Below are 15,977 nucleotides of genomic sequence, written 5' to 3'. Positions count from 1 at the left end.
CCCCAGTACTCCTCCCAGCACTCCTCCCCTCATGACCTCACGCATGTCCTGCCCTCCCCCCAGCCGCGTGCTGATCCCTCTACTGCTTCATACACCGCTCAGGTCCCGCAGGTTCCACCGTCGGCGCCGCCGGTTCCGCAGCACCGCGGCAGGCGAGCCCGGCGCCGGCCCGGGCCGCCCGCGAGGGTGGCGATCCCGGTCCTGCTGCTCGCGCTGGCCTGCTACGCGGTGGGGTTCTGGGCGCTGACCCGCATCTGAACCGTGGGATCCGAACCGGGGAAAGCGTGGGGCGGTTACAGGGCCGCCGTCGAAGCCCGGTCCCGGCGCCGGGCCGACACCGTCCATGCGCCGAGCGTGGCCAGCAGCACGGTGCCCGCGCCGATCCCGGCCACCGCGAGCACCTTCATCGCGGTGTCGCCGCCTCCCCCGGCGCTCCCCGTCACGGCCGCCGCGCGGTCCTGTGCGGTGACGTCGAAGATGTTCCGGGGGTCGGGCCGCCCCGCGTACCCGGGACCGCCGTGCGCCGTCCCGGCGACGCGCACGCGCAACGTCACCGGGAACGGTCCCTGGCCGAAGTCGTCGGCCAGCTGCGCGTCGAGGTGCACGACGAGGTAGTACGACCCGGCGAAGCGCATCCCGTTCTCGTGGTCGACGACGAAGTAGCGGTTGCGGTACTCGACGGGCGGCAGGGGCTCCAGTGCCACGGACCTCTCGCTGCCCCGGTAACCGAGGCCGGCCTCGTCGACGGAGGCGCGTACGGGGTTGTAGAGCTCCAGGTCCAGCGCGCGGTCCACATAGCCGCTGCCGCCGTCGGAAGCCCCCAACTCGGCCGTGACGGACAGCTGCTGGCCCCAGCCGACCGGCACCTTGTAGAAGAGGGTGCGGCCAGGCCCGATGTCGTCCCGCCACGCGCCCTCTCCGACGGCGACCGCCCCGGCGAAGCCCGAGCCGCCCGCACGGCGCCGCGCCTCCCCCGTGACGGCCTCGGGCGACGCGGAGTCCCAGCCCTGGGGCGCGTCGGTCGTGCCGGCCTGTGCGAGCGCAGGTTCCGACACCGCGGTGAGTTCAAGCCCCCAGGTGTCCGACGAGGAATCCGACGCGTCGACGCGCTCGACGAGTACGTAGTACCTGCCGCTCCCCTTGCAGAGCGCCTTGCCCGCCTCCCGCACGGCCCAGGCGGCCACGGGGTGGGGACTCCGGCCGGCCCCGAAGGTGGCGCTCCGGTGCGTGCAACCGGTGCCCTTGGCGTTCCGCATCGACACCTTGATGCCGTCGGTGGCGGCGACGGTGGTGCCCGCTGGAGGCACGGCGGTCACGGAGACATAGGCGTTCGACGTCGCGTCGAGTTGAAGGCCGTAGTAGACGCTGGCCCCCTTCGAGAGGGAACTCCGGTACGTCCCACCGGGTTTCAGCTCTTCGGCGTCGGCGGTGCCGGTCGATCCGTCGACAACCTGGTCACCTTTGTCGTAGCCGTAGGAGCTGGACGACCCGGCCGCCGTGGCGGGCCGGTCCGTGAGGGCGGCCGTCGCGCACAGGACCGCGGCGAGGACCACGGCACGTCGTACGGCCCCAGCGCCGGGCGTACGGCCGCCCTGTGCCCGAGCCCGCCACCACGCCGTACGCCGCCTCATCACGCGCCACCCCTCGTCGTTGCTCCGGACGTGGCCCATCCTGCCCCGCACGCGCGCGTGGCATCCGGGCAACGCGGACGAGTGTCCGAAACGCCGGGGTCGTGGCGGCCGTACCCGCACCAGGGCGGGGGCGCAACACAAAGCCCCGACCGCCAGGCGGCCGGGGCTTGATCAGAACTGGTTCTCAGTACTCAGGAACCCGTGGGCACGGAGTCGGTCGCCTCCGTCCACAGATCCTGCTCGGCGCGATCCGCCTGGATCTGGCGGTACACGAGGAGCCCGCCGATGGCGGCCAGTGCGACCAGGAGAAGCTTCTTCACCGCGCGACCTCGTCTTTCCTTGACGTAGGGGACCTCTGTCGCCCGACTATACACACCGACCGAGACCGATCAGTGACCTGCGTCCGGGGTCAACTCCCGCCCGGTACAGCGCAGTAGGAGCGGACGCGACCGCTCCGATCTGAGGGTGATCACATCCCCACGGACGGTTACTCCGCCCTCCTTTCGCGCATCTTCGGCCGTTTTCTGGTCTCTTGCACCCATCCGAGTGGTGTTCATCAGAACATCGACGCGCCATGGGCGTCGGTCCACCACTTCGCGGCCCCCATACACATCATGAGGAAAGTACGCAAATCGCCCAACCTGAAAGTGAGGGGCCATGGCCCAGATCAAGGTCATGAAGTTGTGGAACGCCTTCGTCACCGGCTTCCTGGCACTGTGCACGGCGCTCGGACTCATCACGGTCACCGCGACGATCGCCGCCGCGACTCCGCGGTCCGAAGCTGCGAGCACCAGCGCGGTCGCCGAAACCACGACACCGGCGATCTCCCCCTGGTCCTTCACCAGGTCGCTGCCCCCCACGATGAAGCAACGCATCCGCGCCGAGGCCCACGGCAAGTCCCCCAGCTGCCGCCACCGCCCGCCGACGGACACGGACGAGACCACGGAGACGGCCGACTCGATCGAGACGGACCACGCGGACCACGCCGAGCCGGGAGCCCCTCTCCAGCGCTGACCCGAACGCCTCCAGCACCGCCCCGGGTCCCTCCAGCACCGACCTGCGCGCCGGCACCCCGGCCCGCGACGTCTCCCTGGCCTTGCCCGACACGAACTGCCCGACCGTCCGCCCTCTCTGACACAGCGGCGAACTTGCGTACAAAGCTCCAGAGACAACACAGAGGACCCCGAAAACCCCCGGCCCATCACGGCCGGGGGTCTTCCGGCGTGCCTGCGGCGCATCATTCCCCGGGCCCACCGCCCGGCCCGTCCGTGCGGACCAGAATCCCGGGGCAATCCGGATCGACCACGCCTGTGTAGGGGCTGGTCCAGAAGTCCCGCCGGGTGCGCGGCAACGGCACTTCCACAAGGCGGCCGTCATGGATCATCCACAAGCCGAAGCAGTCGTCTTCCTCATCGTGGATCAGCACCTGAACAGTGTGCGGCGACGGCCAGGGCAGAGACTCCAGGCGTCCCAGCAGCGCGGCCCATCGACTCCGTCGCACGAACTCGATGGCCCAGCCGTCGAACATGCCGTGGCCGATGTCGGTGAACTGCCCCGTCCACGGAAGGCTGTCGTCCCGCTCGGTCAATCGACATTCTCCCGAGCCTGAACCGTCCTCCCCTGGGACGCCAAAGACCCCCAACCGCAACCGGTTGAGGGTCTTCGTGCTGGTGGGGCTAACAGGATTTGAACCTGTGGCCTCATCCTTATCAGGGATGCGCTCTAACCAACTGAGCTATAGCCCCGCCGCGGCTTGCGGAGTGTGTCCCGCGCGCTGACTCCTGAAGATTAGCGCACGACATGGGCAGTCCCAAAATCGATAGTCACAGGACCGCCCGGGGAGGTTTCAACCCCCGTTCGCCCGACTCTCACTCGTCCTCGGCGAGCGTCAGCTCGATGCCGCCGACGAAGCCGGCGGAGAGGTTGTAGATGAACGCGCCGAGCGTCGCGAGGGCCGTGGCCAGGACGACGTCGATGACCGCGATGATCCCCGAGAACGTCAGGACGTGCGGGAGGGACAGGAAGGACTGGAGGTCGAAGCCGTTCGACTCGTTCGAGCCGGTCGCCTCCGAGATGGTGCCGCCGACCGTCGAGAAGACCCCCATCGCGTCCATGACCATCCACAGCACCGCGGACGCCACGACCGTGCAGATGCCCAGCGCGATGGAGAGCAGGAAGCTGACCTTCATCACCGACCACGGGTCGGCCTTGGCCACCCGCAGCCGGGCCTTACGGGTACGCGGCGCGGTACGCGCGCCCGTGCGCGGCCGCCGTACGGCACCGCTCTGGGCGGCGGGCGCCTGCGTGGGGTAGGCCTGCGGCGGGTGGTACGGCCCCGCGGCCTGCTGCGGCTGCCGCTCCCCCGGCAGCGGGGAAGGCGGCGGCGCGACCGGCTGGGCCGGCGCCTGGCCCTGGGCCGGAGCCTTGGCACCGGGCGCGGCCGGGCCCGACCCAGCAGACTGCTGCTGGGTCTGCGGACCTCGGGTGTCCGTCACAGTTCCCCCCTGGGATCCATGCGAGTCGGACGAGTGCGCGTCCGTCTTCTTCACGTCGATCGCACGCAGTTGGGTCGTGTGCGGATCTGTCGCGTTCGCGGCGGAGCCACGGCCGCCGCCGTCCGTGTCCGTACCGGTCGATCCGGCGCCCGTGGCTCCGCTCACGATGACTCTCTCCTCGTGCTACTCGTCCGAGGGTGCGTCACCCTCGTCCGTGCCGGTGGTCGCGACACCCTCGGTGGTCTCGTCGACGGCTTCGTCGCCGACGACTTCCTCCGCCTCGGGTCCCGCCTCGGCGTTACGAGCGATACCGACGACGGCATCGCGCTTGCCCAGGTTGATCAGTTGGACGCCCATGGTGTCACGGCCCGTCTCCCTGACCTCGTTGACTCGCGTACGAATCACACCGCCGGACAGCGTGATGGCGAGGATCTCGTCGGTCTCCTCGACCACCAGCGCGCCGACGAGAGAACCGCGGTCCTCGACGATCTTGGCGGCCTTGATACCCAGGCCGCCGCGACCCTGGACGCGGTACTCGTCGACGGCGGTCCGCTTCGCGTACCCGCCGTCTGTGGCAGTGAACACGAACGTACCGGGTCGAACAACATTCATCGAGAGAAGTTGGTCGCCCTCACGGAAACTCATGCCCTTGACACCGGAGGTGGCACGCCCCATGGGGCGCAGCGCGTCGTCCGTTGCGGTGAACCGGATCGACTGTGCCTTCTTGCTGATCAGCAGCAGATCGTCCTCGTTCGATACGAGTTCGGCGCCGATCAGTTCGTCGTCGGAACCGTCCTCCGTCTCACGGAGGTTGATCGCGATGACACCGCCGGAGCGGGGCGAATCGTAATCCTTCAGAGGCGTCTTCTTCACCAAGCCGCCCTTGGTGGCGAGGACCAGGTAGGGCGCCGCTTCGTAGTCGCGGATCGCGAGGATCTCCGCGATCGCCTCGTCCGGCTGGAAGGCCAGCAGGTTCGCGACGTGCTGCCCGCGCGCGTCCCGTCCGGCGTCCGGGAGTTCGTACGCCTTCGCGCGGTAGACGCGGCCCTTGTTGGTGAAGAACAGCAGCCAGTGGTGGGTCGTCGACACGAAGAAGTGGTCGACGATGTCGTCTTCCTTGAGCTTCGTGCCGCGTACACCCTTGCCGCCGCGCTTCTGGGAGCGGTAGTCGTCCGCCTTCGTGCGCTTGACGTAGCCGCCGCGCGAGATGGTGACGACGATGTCCTCTTCGGCGATGAGGTCCTCGATAGACATGTCGCCGTCGAAGGGCACCAGCATCGTCTTGCGGTCGTCGCCGAACTTCTCGACGATCGCGGCGAGTTCCTCGCTGACGATGCCGCGCTGGCGGACCGGGGAGGCGAGGATCGCGTTGTACTCGGTGATCTTCGCCTGGAGTTCGTCGTGCTCCTGGATGATCTTCTGGCGCTCCAGGGCGGCCAGTCGGCGGAGCTGCATCTCCAGGATGGCGTTCGCCTGGATCTCGTCGATCTCCAGGAGGCCCATCAGGCCCGTGCGCGCGATCTCCACGGTGTCGCTGCGCCGGATCAGCGCGATGACCTCGTCGATGGCGTCCAGGGCCTTCAGGAGGCCGCGCAGGATGTGCGCCCGCTCCTCGGCCTTGCGCAGCCGGAACTTCGTCCGGCGGACGATGACCTCGATCTGGTGGGCCACCCAGTGCCGGATGAACGCGTCCAGGGACAGCGTCCGCGGCACACCGTCGACCAGTGCCAGCATGTTGGCGCTGAAGTTCGACTGCAGATCCGTGTGCTTGTAGAGGTTGTTCAGTACGACCTTGGCGACCGCGTCCCTCTTCAGGACGATGACGAGGCGCTGGCCGGTACGGGACGACGTCTCGTCGCGGACGTCCGCGATGCCGCCGACCTTGCCGTCCTTCACCAGGTCGGCGATCTTCTGCGCGAGGTTGTCGGGGTTGGTCTGGTAGGGGAGTTCGGTGACCACCAGGCACTGGCGGTTCTGGATCTCCTCGACCTCGACGACCGCGCGCATGGTGATCGAGCCGCGGCCGGTGCGGTACGCCTCTTCGATGCCCTTGCGGCCGACGACGAGCGCGCCGGTCGGGAAGTCGGGGCCCTTGATGCGCTCGATCAGCGCGTCCAGGAGCTCCTCGTGGGAGGCCTCCGGGTTCTCCAGGCACCACTGGGCGCCCGCCGCGACCTCACGGAGGTTGTGCGGCGGGATGTTGGTGGCCATGCCGACCGCGATGCCCGCCGAGCCGTTGATCAGCAGGTTCGGGAAGCGGGCCGGCAGGACGGTCGGTTCCTGGGAGCGGCCGTCGTAGTTGTCCGTGAAGTCGACGGTCTCCTCGTCGATGTCACGGACCATCTCCATGGACAGCGGCGCCAGCTTGCACTCGGTGTAGCGCATGGCGGCGGCGGGGTCGTTGCCCGGGGAGCCGAAGTTGCCGTTCGAGTCCACCAGCGGCATCCGCATCGACCACGGCTGCGCGAGGCGGACCAGCGCGTCGTAGATCGAGGAGTCGCCGTGCGGGTGGTAGTTGCCCATGACGTCGCCGACGACACGGGCGCACTTGTAGAAGCCCTTCTCGGGCCGGTAGCCGCCGTCGTACATGGCGTACAGGACGCGGCGGTGGACGGGCTTGAGGCCGTCACGGACGTCGGGCAGGGCTCGCGACACGATGACGGACATCGCGTAGTCGAGGTACGAGCGCTGCATCTCCGTCTCAAGCCCTACGGGCTCGACGCGCTGGGCGATGACGCCCTCTTCAGGCGTACTGGGAGTGTTCTCGTCGGCCATTGCTGGTGAAGATCCTTCCTGATGCGGTCAGCTGAGACCGACTCAGATGTCGAGGAAGCGGACGTCCTTGGCGTTGCGCTGGATGAACTGGCGGCGCGCCTCGACGTCCTCGCCCATGAGGACCGAGAACAGGTCGTCGGCCTGTGCGGCGTCGTCCAGGGTGACCTGGCCGAGGACGCGGTGCTCCTGGTCCATCGTGGTGATGCGCAGCTCCTCGGCGTTCATCTCGCCGAGACCCTTGAAGCGCTGGATCGAGTCTTCCTTGATGCGCTTGCCGCTCTGCCGGCCCAGCTCGATCAGGGCGTCGCGCTCGCGGTCCGAGTATGCGTACTCGAAGTCGTCACGGCCCCACTTGATCTTGTACAGCGGGGGACGGGACAGGAACACGTGCCCGGCCTCGACCAGCGGCCGCATGAAGCGGAACAGGAAGGTCAGCAGCAGGGTGCTGATGTGCTGTCCGTCGACGTCGGCGTCCGCCATCAGGATGATCTTGTGATAGCGCAGCCTGGCGATGTCGAAGTCCTCGTGGACTCCGGTGCCGAAGGCGGAGATCAGTGCCTGGATCTCCTGGTTCTGCAGGATCTTGTCGATCCTGGCCTTCTCGACGTTGAGGATCTTGCCTCGGATCGGGAGGATCGCCTGGTACTGCGGGTTCCGGCCGGACTTGGCCGAGCCGCCGGCGGAGTCACCCTCGACGATGAAGATCTCGCACTTGGTGGGGTCGTTCGACTGGCAGTCGGACAGCTTGCCCGGCAGCGAAGCCGTCTCCAGCAGGCCCTTGCGACGGGTGAGGTCGCGGGCCTTGCGGGCCGCCACACGCGCGGTGGCCGCCTGGATGCCCTTGCGGATGATGTCCGAGGCCTCGTTCGGGTTGCGGTCGAGCCAGTCGTTGAGGTGCTCGTAGACCGCCTTCTGTACGAAGGTCTTCGCTTCGGTGTTGCCGAGCTTGGTCTTGGTCTGGCCCTCGAACTGCGGCTCGGCCAGCTTCACCGAGATGATCGCGGTCAGACCCTCGCGGATGTCGTCGCCCGTGAGGTTGTCGTCCTTCTCGCGGAGCAGCTTCTTGTCGCGCGCGTACTTGTTGATCAGCGACGTCAGCGCGGCCCGGAAGCCCTCTTCGTGCGTGCCGCCCTCATGCGTGTGGATGATGTTGGCGAAGGAGTACACACCCTCGCTGTAACCACTGTTCCACTGCATCGCGACCTCAAGGGACAGGCTCTTGTCCTTGTCCTCCGCCTCCAGGTCGATGACGGTCGGGTGCACCACGTCTCCCTTGCGGGAGTTGAGGTACGTCACGTAGTCGACGATGCCGCCCTCGTAGTGATACGTGACGGTCTTGACGTCGTCCTTCTCGTCCGCACCCGCCTCGTCGGCACCGGCCGTGGCCTTCGCCAGCTCGCGCTCGTCAGTGAGTTTGATCGTCAAACCCTTGTTGAGGAACGCCATCTCCTGGAAGCGCCGCGACAGCGTCTCGAAGGAGTACTCGGTGGTCTCGAAGATGTCCGGGTCGGCCCAGAAGGTGACCGAGGTGCCGGTCTCGTCGGTGGCCTCGTGCTGCGCGAGCGGGGCGGTCGGAATGCCCAGCTTGTAGTCCTGCGTCCAGCGGTATCCGTCGGTCCTGACCTCGACGGCGACCTTGCTGGACAGCGCGTTCACCACGGACACGCCCACGCCGTGCAGACCGCCGGAGACCGCGTAACCGCCGCCCCCGAACTTGCCGCCCGCGTGCAGCACCGTCAGCACGACCTCGACGGCCGGCTTGCCCTCGGACGGGACGATGCCCACCGGGATGCCTCGGCCGTTGTCGATGACGCGGACGCCGCCGTCGTGAAGGATCGTGACGTCGATCGTGTCCGCGTGCCCGGCCAGCGCCTCGTCGACGGAGTTGTCGACGACTTCCTGCACCAGGTGGTGCAGGCCGCGCTCGCCGGTCGAGCCGATGTACATACCGGGTCGCTTGCGGACCGCGTCCAGCCCTTCGAGGACGGTGATGGCGCTGGCGTCGTACGAGGCGGTGACCTCGCCGTTCGAGGTGTGAGCCCCGCCGTTGGCGCCGGCGTCGGTGGACGGGATGTTCTCGTTGGGGTTGCCGGAATCGGCCACGAAGCGCCCTTTCTGGCACAGCACAAGCCAGGCTCAGGCTGGTGGCCGGAGCGGCTGCGGCGTGTTGCGTTGGTAAGCCTTAGTCAGCGTTGCTCGGTGTGTGTCCCACAGGTGGGGCGGGATTGCTTCCAGTCTACCGGTAGCGCCGACATGGATGGGGGTTTGCCGGTACCTGAGTCCTCATGTGCCGCCCTGAACCGGTCTCTCCCGACTCCCCATATGCGGAACGGGGCTCAAAGAGGCTCACGGAGGCACTCAGCGCTTCCGGGTGTCAACCCTTTGCTACTCAAGGGTCAGGTCGGTATTCGCAACCGCGTCCGTTCACCCGCCGGAGCCCACGCTGTGATGTCAGTCACCCATAGGTGTCGCCGGGACCCGTGCTGCCAGGAGCGCGCAGGGGACCGTAGCGGCGGGGCGGCCCACCGGGGCCGTTCACCTTGAGGAGCTTCACCGTGCCGTGCCCCAGGTCCTCGTTCAGCCGGGCCACCAGCTGCGGGGCGAGCAGGCGCAGGTTCGTCGCCCAGGCCGTCGAATCGCAGCGCACGACCAGGACCCGCTCGTCCTCGTCGTACTTCTCCGGAACGCAGTGATTGGCCAGGTCCTCGCCGACGATCTGCGGCCAGCGGCCCATCACACCGCCCACCGCGGCCGGCGTCTCCCAGCCGCGCTCGTTCAGCAGCCGGTTGATCGCAGCGCCGAGTGCCATCGGGTCGCGGCCGTCGGCGCGCGCGCCGGAGCGCAGGCCGCCGCGCCGCGCCTGCTTCTTCTGCTGCGCCGCGTCCCCACGCGCGCGTGCCTGTTCCTTCGCGGCGCGCAACGCCACGCGCGCGAGGTCGACGCCGGAGGGCTCGGCGGCCTTCTTGGGCGCGGGTTCCCCGCCCGCGGGCTGATCCGTCGTCATACGCGCTCCACCGCCCCCTCCGCCACGCTGTACCGCGTCCCCGCCAGTACGTGCGGTACGTCGTCGTCGACCGCGGCCGTCACCAGCACCTGCTCACCGGGCGCCACCAGCTCGGCCAGCCGCTCCCGACGCCGTGTGTCGAGTTCCGCGAACACGTCGTCGAGCACGAGCACCGGCTCATTGCCCTCACCCCGGAGCAGGTCGTACGACGCGAGCCGCAGCGCCAGCGCGTACGACCAGGACTCCCCGTGTGAGGCGTACCCCTTGGCGGGCATCTGACCGAGTTTGAGAATCAAATCGTCCCGATGGGGTCCTACGAGGGTGACGCCCCGCTCGATCTCCTGCTTGCGCGCCTCCGCGATCGCCGCCATCAACTGCTCGTAGAGGTCTTCACGCGTGTGTGCCTCACCCGGAGCCGACGGCTTGTACTCCAGGGCCACCGGGCCGCCGCCGGGCGCCAGTTGCTCGTACGCCTTGTCGGCGAGGGGCTGGACCGCGGCGATCAGATCGAGCCGCCGGGCGAGCAACTCGGCCCCCACGCGCGCGAGATGCTGATCCCACACGTCGAGCGTGGACAGGTCCATCGACCGCCCGCCGTGCCGCCGCGCCAACGCGGCAGACTTCAGCAGGGTGTTGCGCTGCTTGAGCACCCGCTCGTAGTCGGAGCGGACACCGGCCATACGCGGAGAGCGCGCGGTGATCAGCTCGTCCAGGAACCGCCGCCGCTCCCCGGGATCCCCCTTCACCAGGGCGAGATCCTCGGGCGCGAACAGCACGGTCCGCACGATGCCCAGCACGTCACGGGGCCTGACCTGCGAGGACCGGTTGATGCGGGCGCGGTTGGCGCGGCCGGGGTTCAGCTCCAGCTCGACCAGCTGCTGCCGCTCGCCCTGCCTGACCTGCGCCCGGATGATCGCCCGCTCGGCGCCCATGCGGACGAGGGGGGCGTCGGAGGAGACGCGGTGGCTGCCCAGGGTGGCGAGGTAGCCGATCGCCTCAACGAGGTTGGTCTTGCCCTGCCCGTTCGGTCCCACGAACGCGGTGACGCCGGGGTCGAGCGGGACGTCGACCCCGGCGTACGAGCGGAAGTCGGCCAGCGACAGATGCGTGACGTGCATGGTCGTTCACCGACCTCCCCCAGGTTGTGGATCCACGGGCCGGGGCCTGTGGATCTGTGGATTATTTCGTCGTTGTGGACTACTTCGTCTCGACGGCGTGGCCGCCGAACTGGTTGCGCAGCGCCGCGATCATCTTCATCTGCGGAGAGTCGTCCTGGCGCGAGGCGAACCTCGCGAAGAGGGAGGCCGTGATCGCGGGGAGCGGTACGGCGTTGTCGATGGCCGCCTCGACGGTCCAGCGGCCCTCGCCCGAGTCCTCTGCGTAGCCCTTGAGCTTGTCGAGGTGCTCGTCGCCGTCCAGGGCGTTGACGGCCAGGTCGAGCAGCCAGGAACGGATGACCGTGCCTTCCTGCCAGGAGCGGAAGACCTCGCGGACGTCCGTCACCGAGTCGACCTTCTCCAGCAGCTCCCAGCCCTCGGCATAGGCCTGCATCATGGCGTACTCGATGCCGTTGTGAACCATCTTCGAGAAGTGCCCGGCGCCCACCTTGCCGGCGTGCACGAAGCCGAACTCGCCCTCGGGCTTGAGGGCATCGAAGACGGGCTGGACCTTCGCGATGTTCTCGGCGTCGCCGCCGACCATCAGCGCGTAGCCGTTCTGAAGGCCCCAGACGCCGCCTGAGACGCCCGCGTCGACGAAGCCGATGCCCTGCGCGCCCAGCTCCTCGGCGTGCTTCTCGTCGTCCGTCCAGCGGGAGTTGCCGCCGTCCACGACGACGTCGCCGGGCTCCAGGAGCCCGGCCAGCTCGTCGACGGTCGCCTGGGTCGGGGCGCCGGCCGGGACCATCACCCACACCACACGCGGGCTCTTGAGCTTGCCCACAAGCTCTCCCAGGCTGTGGACATCGGCGAGGTCCGGGTTGCGGTCGTATCCGATGACGGTGTGGCCTGCGCGGCGGATGCGCTCGCGCATGTTGCCGCCCATCTTGCCGAGGCCGACGAGACCGAGCTCCATCAGTTGTTCCTTAGGGTGCGACGTGGCATGAAGGCACTTGCGTACCTGTGTCCGAGCCTAGACCCGGACGGTCATGCACACCTGTGGGCATACGCGCTCAGACGTATGCCCCGACCTGCGGTGTTCTCGTCGACGCCGATCAGCCACTGAGGCGTACGGGCATGATCAGGTACTTGTAGGCCTCGTCCGCCTCGGCGTCCAGGGCCGGCTTGCCGCTGAGCAGCGCGGGCTTGGTGGACGTCGTGAACGCCAGCTGGGCCACAGGGGAATCGATGGCACTCAGGCCGTCCAGCAGGAACGTCGGGTTGAAGGCGATCGACACGTCGTCACCCTCAAGGTTCGCGTCGACCCGCTCCACAGCCTGTGCGTCGTCGCTGGAACCGGCCTCCAGGATCAGCACGCCCTGCTCGAAGCTCAACCGCACCGGCGTGTTGCGCTCGGCGACCAGGGCCACGCGCTTGACGGCCTCCACGAAGGGGGCGGTCTCGATCACCGCGATGGAGTTGAACTCCGTCGGGAACAGCGAGCGGTACTTCGGGAGGTCGCCCTCCAGGAGGCGGGTCGTCGTACGACGCCCGGCGCCCTCGAAGCCGATGAGGCCCTCGCCCGCGCCGGAGCCGGACAGCGCCAGGATCACGCTGTCGCCGCTCGTGAGGGCCTTGGCGGTGTCCAGGAGCGTCTTGGCGGGCACCAGGGCGACCGCGGACGCCTCCGGGTTCTCCGGCTTCCACAGGAACTCGCGGACCGCGAAGCGGTACCGGTCGGTGGACGCCAGCGTCACCGTGTCGCCCTCGATCTCGATGCGCACACCGGTGAGGACGGGCAGCGTGTCGTCACGGCCGGCCGCGATGGCCACTTGGGCGGCCGCCGAGGCGAACACCTCACCGGGGACGGTGCCGGTCGCGCCCGGCATCTGCGGCAGCGCCGGGTACTCCTCCACAGGCAGTGTGTGCAGGGTGAAGCGCGAAGAGCCGCAGACCACCGTCGCCCGTACACCGTCTGTGGAAATCTCCACCGGCCGGTTGGGAAGGGCGCGGCAGATGTCGGCGAGCAGCCGGCCGGAGACGAGGACCGTGCCCTCTTCCTCGACCTCCGCGTCGACCGACACGCGCGCGGAGACCTCGTAGTCGAAGCTGGACAGACTCAGCTGCCCCTCCTCGGACTTCAGCAGGAGGCCGGCGAGGACCGGCGCCGGCGGACGGGCCGGGAGGCTGCGTGCCGCCCAGGCCACTGCCTCCGCGAGTACGTCGCGTTCCACCCGGATCTTCACTGTTGCCGCCTCCTGCTGTTGCCGGCGCTTCTCGGCCTGCCTGGCTTCGTCGTCTGTCTCGGTGTTGTCGGTCCCTGTGAGGGGAAGGACATCGGGGAACAGTCTGACGCACGGCACTGACAGTAGGTGCCTATCGAGGTCAAGTCGTGACGAGGGGCTGTCGGGCGACGAAGCGCGAGTTGTGCACAGGCCCCGCTTCGAAACGGTTTCCCAGCTCTCTCTAGTTGCTAGTAGTAGTAGGGGCTGTGGATACCGTGGATAACCGCGTTTTCGCAGCTCAGGGCGGGAATTTTGTCCACCGACCCTGTGGGCGACGGCGGTGGACAACCTCGGGTTTCTGTGGAGAACGGAAAGTTCTGCACACCCCATGCACAGCCGAGGGCCACTTCTCCCCAGCGCCGTCCCCAGCTTTACCCACCTTTCCCACAGCCCAAGCCGGCACCTTCGTGTGACGCCTTTCACTCGACACGGTGAGGTGGCGCGTTGCGTTGCCGAACAGTGGACAGCGGTGTGGAGAAGCTGGTGATCGCTGGGGACAACCGGCCCCAGCCTGTGGGTTGTCGGTGGACAACTTGATCCACAGGCTGGGGATCAAAGATCTCTCCACAGCCTGTGGATATCTTTTGTCCACGAATCCACAACCACCTGACCTGGTCTGATGGTCCCTCACCCGCAGCGCCTGTGGACACGATCTGGACAACTTCACAGTCCCCAGGATGTGGACGGAAGAAAGTCACCGAATCTGTGGAGGACGGCCGTAACCCGGCGGGTATTCGAACAGCGGGGGCCCGGTCCGCGGGTTTGAAACGACGGCGAGCGGCTGCCGGATGGGCTCCGGAGGGGCTGAGAATCGGTCGCGAACCGCTTCGGGGCGCCTTCGGAGAGGCTTCAGGGTGGCTCTGGAGCGACTCAAGGGCGGGCCCGGAGACGACTGTGGAGCGTCTCCGGACGCCTTTGCCGCCTTCGCACACCTTTGGGATGCCCTCTCCGCCCCCTCCAGAAGCCGCACCGACCGCCTCCCGACAAGCCGAAGGGCGCCCCGGGAGATCCCGGGGCGCCCTTCGGTGCCGTAGCTCTGGTGTCGTAACTCTGCGGCTGTCAGCCGTTCTTGATGCGGTTGGTCAGTTCCGTGACCTGGTTGTAGATCGACCGTCGCTCGGCCATCAGCGCACGGATCTTGCGGTCGGCGTGCATGACGGTCGTGTGGTCGCGGCCGCCGAACTGCGCGCCGATCTTCGGCAGGGAGAGGTCGGTCAGTTCGCGGCACACGTACATGGCGATCTGCCGGGCTGTCACCAGCTGGCGGCCGCGCGAACTGCCGCACAGGTCCTCGACCGTGATGCCGAAGTAGTCGGCGGTCGCTCCCATGATCGCCGTCGCGGTGATCTCCGGCGTCGAGTCCTCGCCGCCCGGGATGAGGTCCTTGAGGACGATCTCGGTGAGACCTAGGTCGACGGGCTGCCGGTTGAGCGACGCGAACGCCGTCACCCGGATCAGCGCCCCCTCCAGCTCGCGGATGTTGCGCGAGATGCGGGAGGCGATGAACTCCAGGACCTCCGGCGGGGCGTTGAGCTGCTCCTGCACCGCCTTCTTACGAAGGATGGCGATTCGGGTTTCCAGCTCGGGCGGCTGGACGTCGGTGATCAGTCCCCACTCGAAACGGTTCCGCAGCCGGTCCTCCAGCGTGACCAGCTGCTTGGGCGGCCGGTCACTGGAGAGCACGATCTGCTTGTTCGCGTTGTGGAGCGTGTTGAACGTGTGGAAGAACTCCTCCTGCGTCGACTCCTTGTCCGCGAGGAACTGGATGTCGTCGACAAGAAGGATGTCCATCTCGCGGTACCGCTTGCGGAAGCTGTCGCCCTTGCCGTCGCGGATCGAGTTGATGAACTCGTTGGTGAACTCCTCCGAGCTGACGTACCGCACGCGCGTGCCGGGGTACAGGCTCCGCGCGTAGTGCCCGATCGCGTGCAGCAGGTGCGTCTTGCCGAGCCCCGACTCCCCATAGATGAAAAGGGGGTTGTACGCCTTCGCGGGCGCCTCGGCGACGGCGACCGCGGCCGCGTGCGCGAACCGGTTCGAGGCACCGATGACGAACGTGTCGAAGAGGTACTTCGGGTTCAGGCGCGCGGTCGGCTCACCCGGGCCGGCCGCCGGCGCGGGCTTCGACCCCAGCGGTCCCGGACCGCTGCGGTGCACATGACCGGAGTTGGACGGCGAGTGCGAGTCGGACAGGTCGCGTCGCGCGTCGCGCTGGTTGTACTGCTCGCGGGACTTCTCGTACTCGGCGCGCGACTGTTCGTACTCGGCGCGCTGCTGCTCGTACGACGGACGCTCCATCGACTGCGGGCGGTACTCCTGCTGCTGCGGCGGCGCGTACTGGTCCTGCTGCGACTGGTACGAGTCCTGCGGCGGACCGTACTTGTCCTTGGCCGGTGCCCCGTACTGGTCCTGGGACGGCGGGCCGTACTGGTCCTGCGGCGGCGACGCGTACGGGTCCCGCTCGGGGAAGCCGAGCCGCTGCTGCTGCCAGCCGTAGTCGTCCTGGGACGGCCGCGGCCAGGCGCCCGGCTCGGGGCGCTGGTACTCCGACGGATAGGCGGGGCGGGCTGTGGGCAGCTGGTCGCCGGGGCCGCCCGGGAGCGGCTCGGCGCGATGGCGGCCGTAGCCGCCCTCGTAGGGGTCGCGGTTCTGCTCGGGTTCCTCGTAGCGGCGCTGGGACTGGGCGGGGG

The 15,977-nt window shown here is 68.3% G+C and carries 12 protein-coding genes, 1 tRNA gene and 1 pseudogene; 2 read left to right on the top strand and 12 right to left on the bottom strand.

Features of this window, described 5'->3' with window-relative positions:
- A pseudogene (locus AC31A1_RS29410) lies at positions 1-258 on the top strand (serine/threonine protein kinase); the annotation flags it as partial.
- Positions 259-293: 35 nt separating this feature from the next.
- Here the strand turns inward: AC31A1_RS29410 and AC31A1_RS29405 are convergent.
- Positions 294-1,631, bottom strand: coding sequence for a hypothetical protein (locus AC31A1_RS29405; RefSeq protein WP_489656226.1), 1,338 nt, complete (start codon positions 1,629-1,631; stop codon positions 294-296).
- 191 nt (positions 1,632-1,822) lie between these two features.
- Entirely contained in the window at positions 1,823-1,951 is a 129-nt protein-coding gene (locus tag AC31A1_RS29400; RefSeq protein ID WP_003999697.1) for a DLW-39 family protein, read from the bottom strand.
- A 337-nt stretch (positions 1,952-2,288) separates the two neighbouring features.
- Between AC31A1_RS29400 and AC31A1_RS29395 the strand changes: the two genes are divergently transcribed.
- Positions 2,289-2,645, top strand: coding sequence for a DUF6344 domain-containing protein (locus tag AC31A1_RS29395; RefSeq protein WP_489656225.1), 357 nt, complete (start codon positions 2,289-2,291; stop codon positions 2,643-2,645).
- Between the two features lie 223 nt (positions 2,646-2,868).
- Here AC31A1_RS29395 and AC31A1_RS29390 read toward each other — a convergent pair whose 3' ends face one another.
- The 10 genes from AC31A1_RS29390 to dnaA all read right to left on the bottom strand — a co-directional run.
- Positions 2,869-3,219 carry a hypothetical protein gene (locus AC31A1_RS29390; RefSeq protein ID WP_489656224.1) on the bottom strand — a complete coding sequence of 117 codons (351 nt, stop codon included), beginning with the start codon at positions 3,217-3,219 and terminating at the stop codon, positions 2,869-2,871.
- Positions 3,220-3,299: 80 nt separating this feature from the next.
- Positions 3,300-3,376: transfer RNA gene (locus AC31A1_RS29385), tRNA-Ile, on the bottom strand.
- Between the two features lie 123 nt (positions 3,377-3,499).
- Positions 3,500-4,291 carry a DUF3566 domain-containing protein gene (locus tag AC31A1_RS29380; RefSeq protein ID WP_489656223.1) on the bottom strand — a complete coding sequence of 264 codons (792 nt, stop codon included), beginning with the start codon at positions 4,289-4,291 and terminating at the stop codon, positions 3,500-3,502.
- 18 nt (positions 4,292-4,309) lie between these two features.
- Complete coding sequence (gene gyrA / locus AC31A1_RS29375) at positions 4,310-6,901, bottom strand: DNA gyrase subunit A (RefSeq protein WP_489656222.1); 2,592 nt, start codon at positions 6,899-6,901, stop codon at positions 4,310-4,312.
- Between the two features lie 42 nt (positions 6,902-6,943).
- Complete coding sequence (gene gyrB / locus AC31A1_RS29370; protein WP_489656221.1) at positions 6,944-9,004, bottom strand: DNA topoisomerase (ATP-hydrolyzing) subunit B; 2,061 nt, start codon at positions 9,002-9,004, stop codon at positions 6,944-6,946.
- Between the two features lie 352 nt (positions 9,005-9,356).
- On the bottom strand, positions 9,357-9,905 hold the full coding sequence (locus AC31A1_RS29365) for a DciA family protein (protein ID WP_489656220.1): 549 nt from the start codon (positions 9,903-9,905) through the stop codon (positions 9,357-9,359).
- Positions 9,902-11,023, bottom strand: coding sequence for a DNA replication/repair protein RecF (recF, locus tag AC31A1_RS29360; protein ID WP_489656219.1), 1,122 nt, complete (start codon positions 11,021-11,023; stop codon positions 9,902-9,904). Before recF ends, AC31A1_RS29365 begins: the two co-directional genes overlap by 4 nt.
- A 79-nt stretch (positions 11,024-11,102) precedes the next feature.
- Positions 11,103-11,978 (bottom strand): phosphogluconate dehydrogenase (NAD(+)-dependent, decarboxylating), encoded by an 876-nt coding sequence (gene gnd, locus AC31A1_RS29355; protein WP_489656218.1) that lies wholly within the window; start codon positions 11,976-11,978, stop codon positions 11,103-11,105.
- A gap of 139 nt (positions 11,979-12,117) precedes the next feature.
- Positions 12,118-13,248 (bottom strand): DNA polymerase III subunit beta, encoded by a 1,131-nt coding sequence (gene dnaN / locus AC31A1_RS29350; RefSeq protein WP_489656217.1) that lies wholly within the window; start codon positions 13,246-13,248, stop codon positions 12,118-12,120.
- Between the two features lie 1,098 nt (positions 13,249-14,346).
- The coding region (gene dnaA / locus AC31A1_RS29345) for a chromosomal replication initiator protein DnaA (RefSeq protein WP_489656216.1) at positions 14,347-15,977 on the bottom strand (1,631 nt) is incomplete at its 5' end.

It is taken from the genome of Streptomyces sp. P5F9, assembly GCF_057961495.1.
This window is presented reverse-complemented; position numbering and strand designations above follow the sequence as displayed.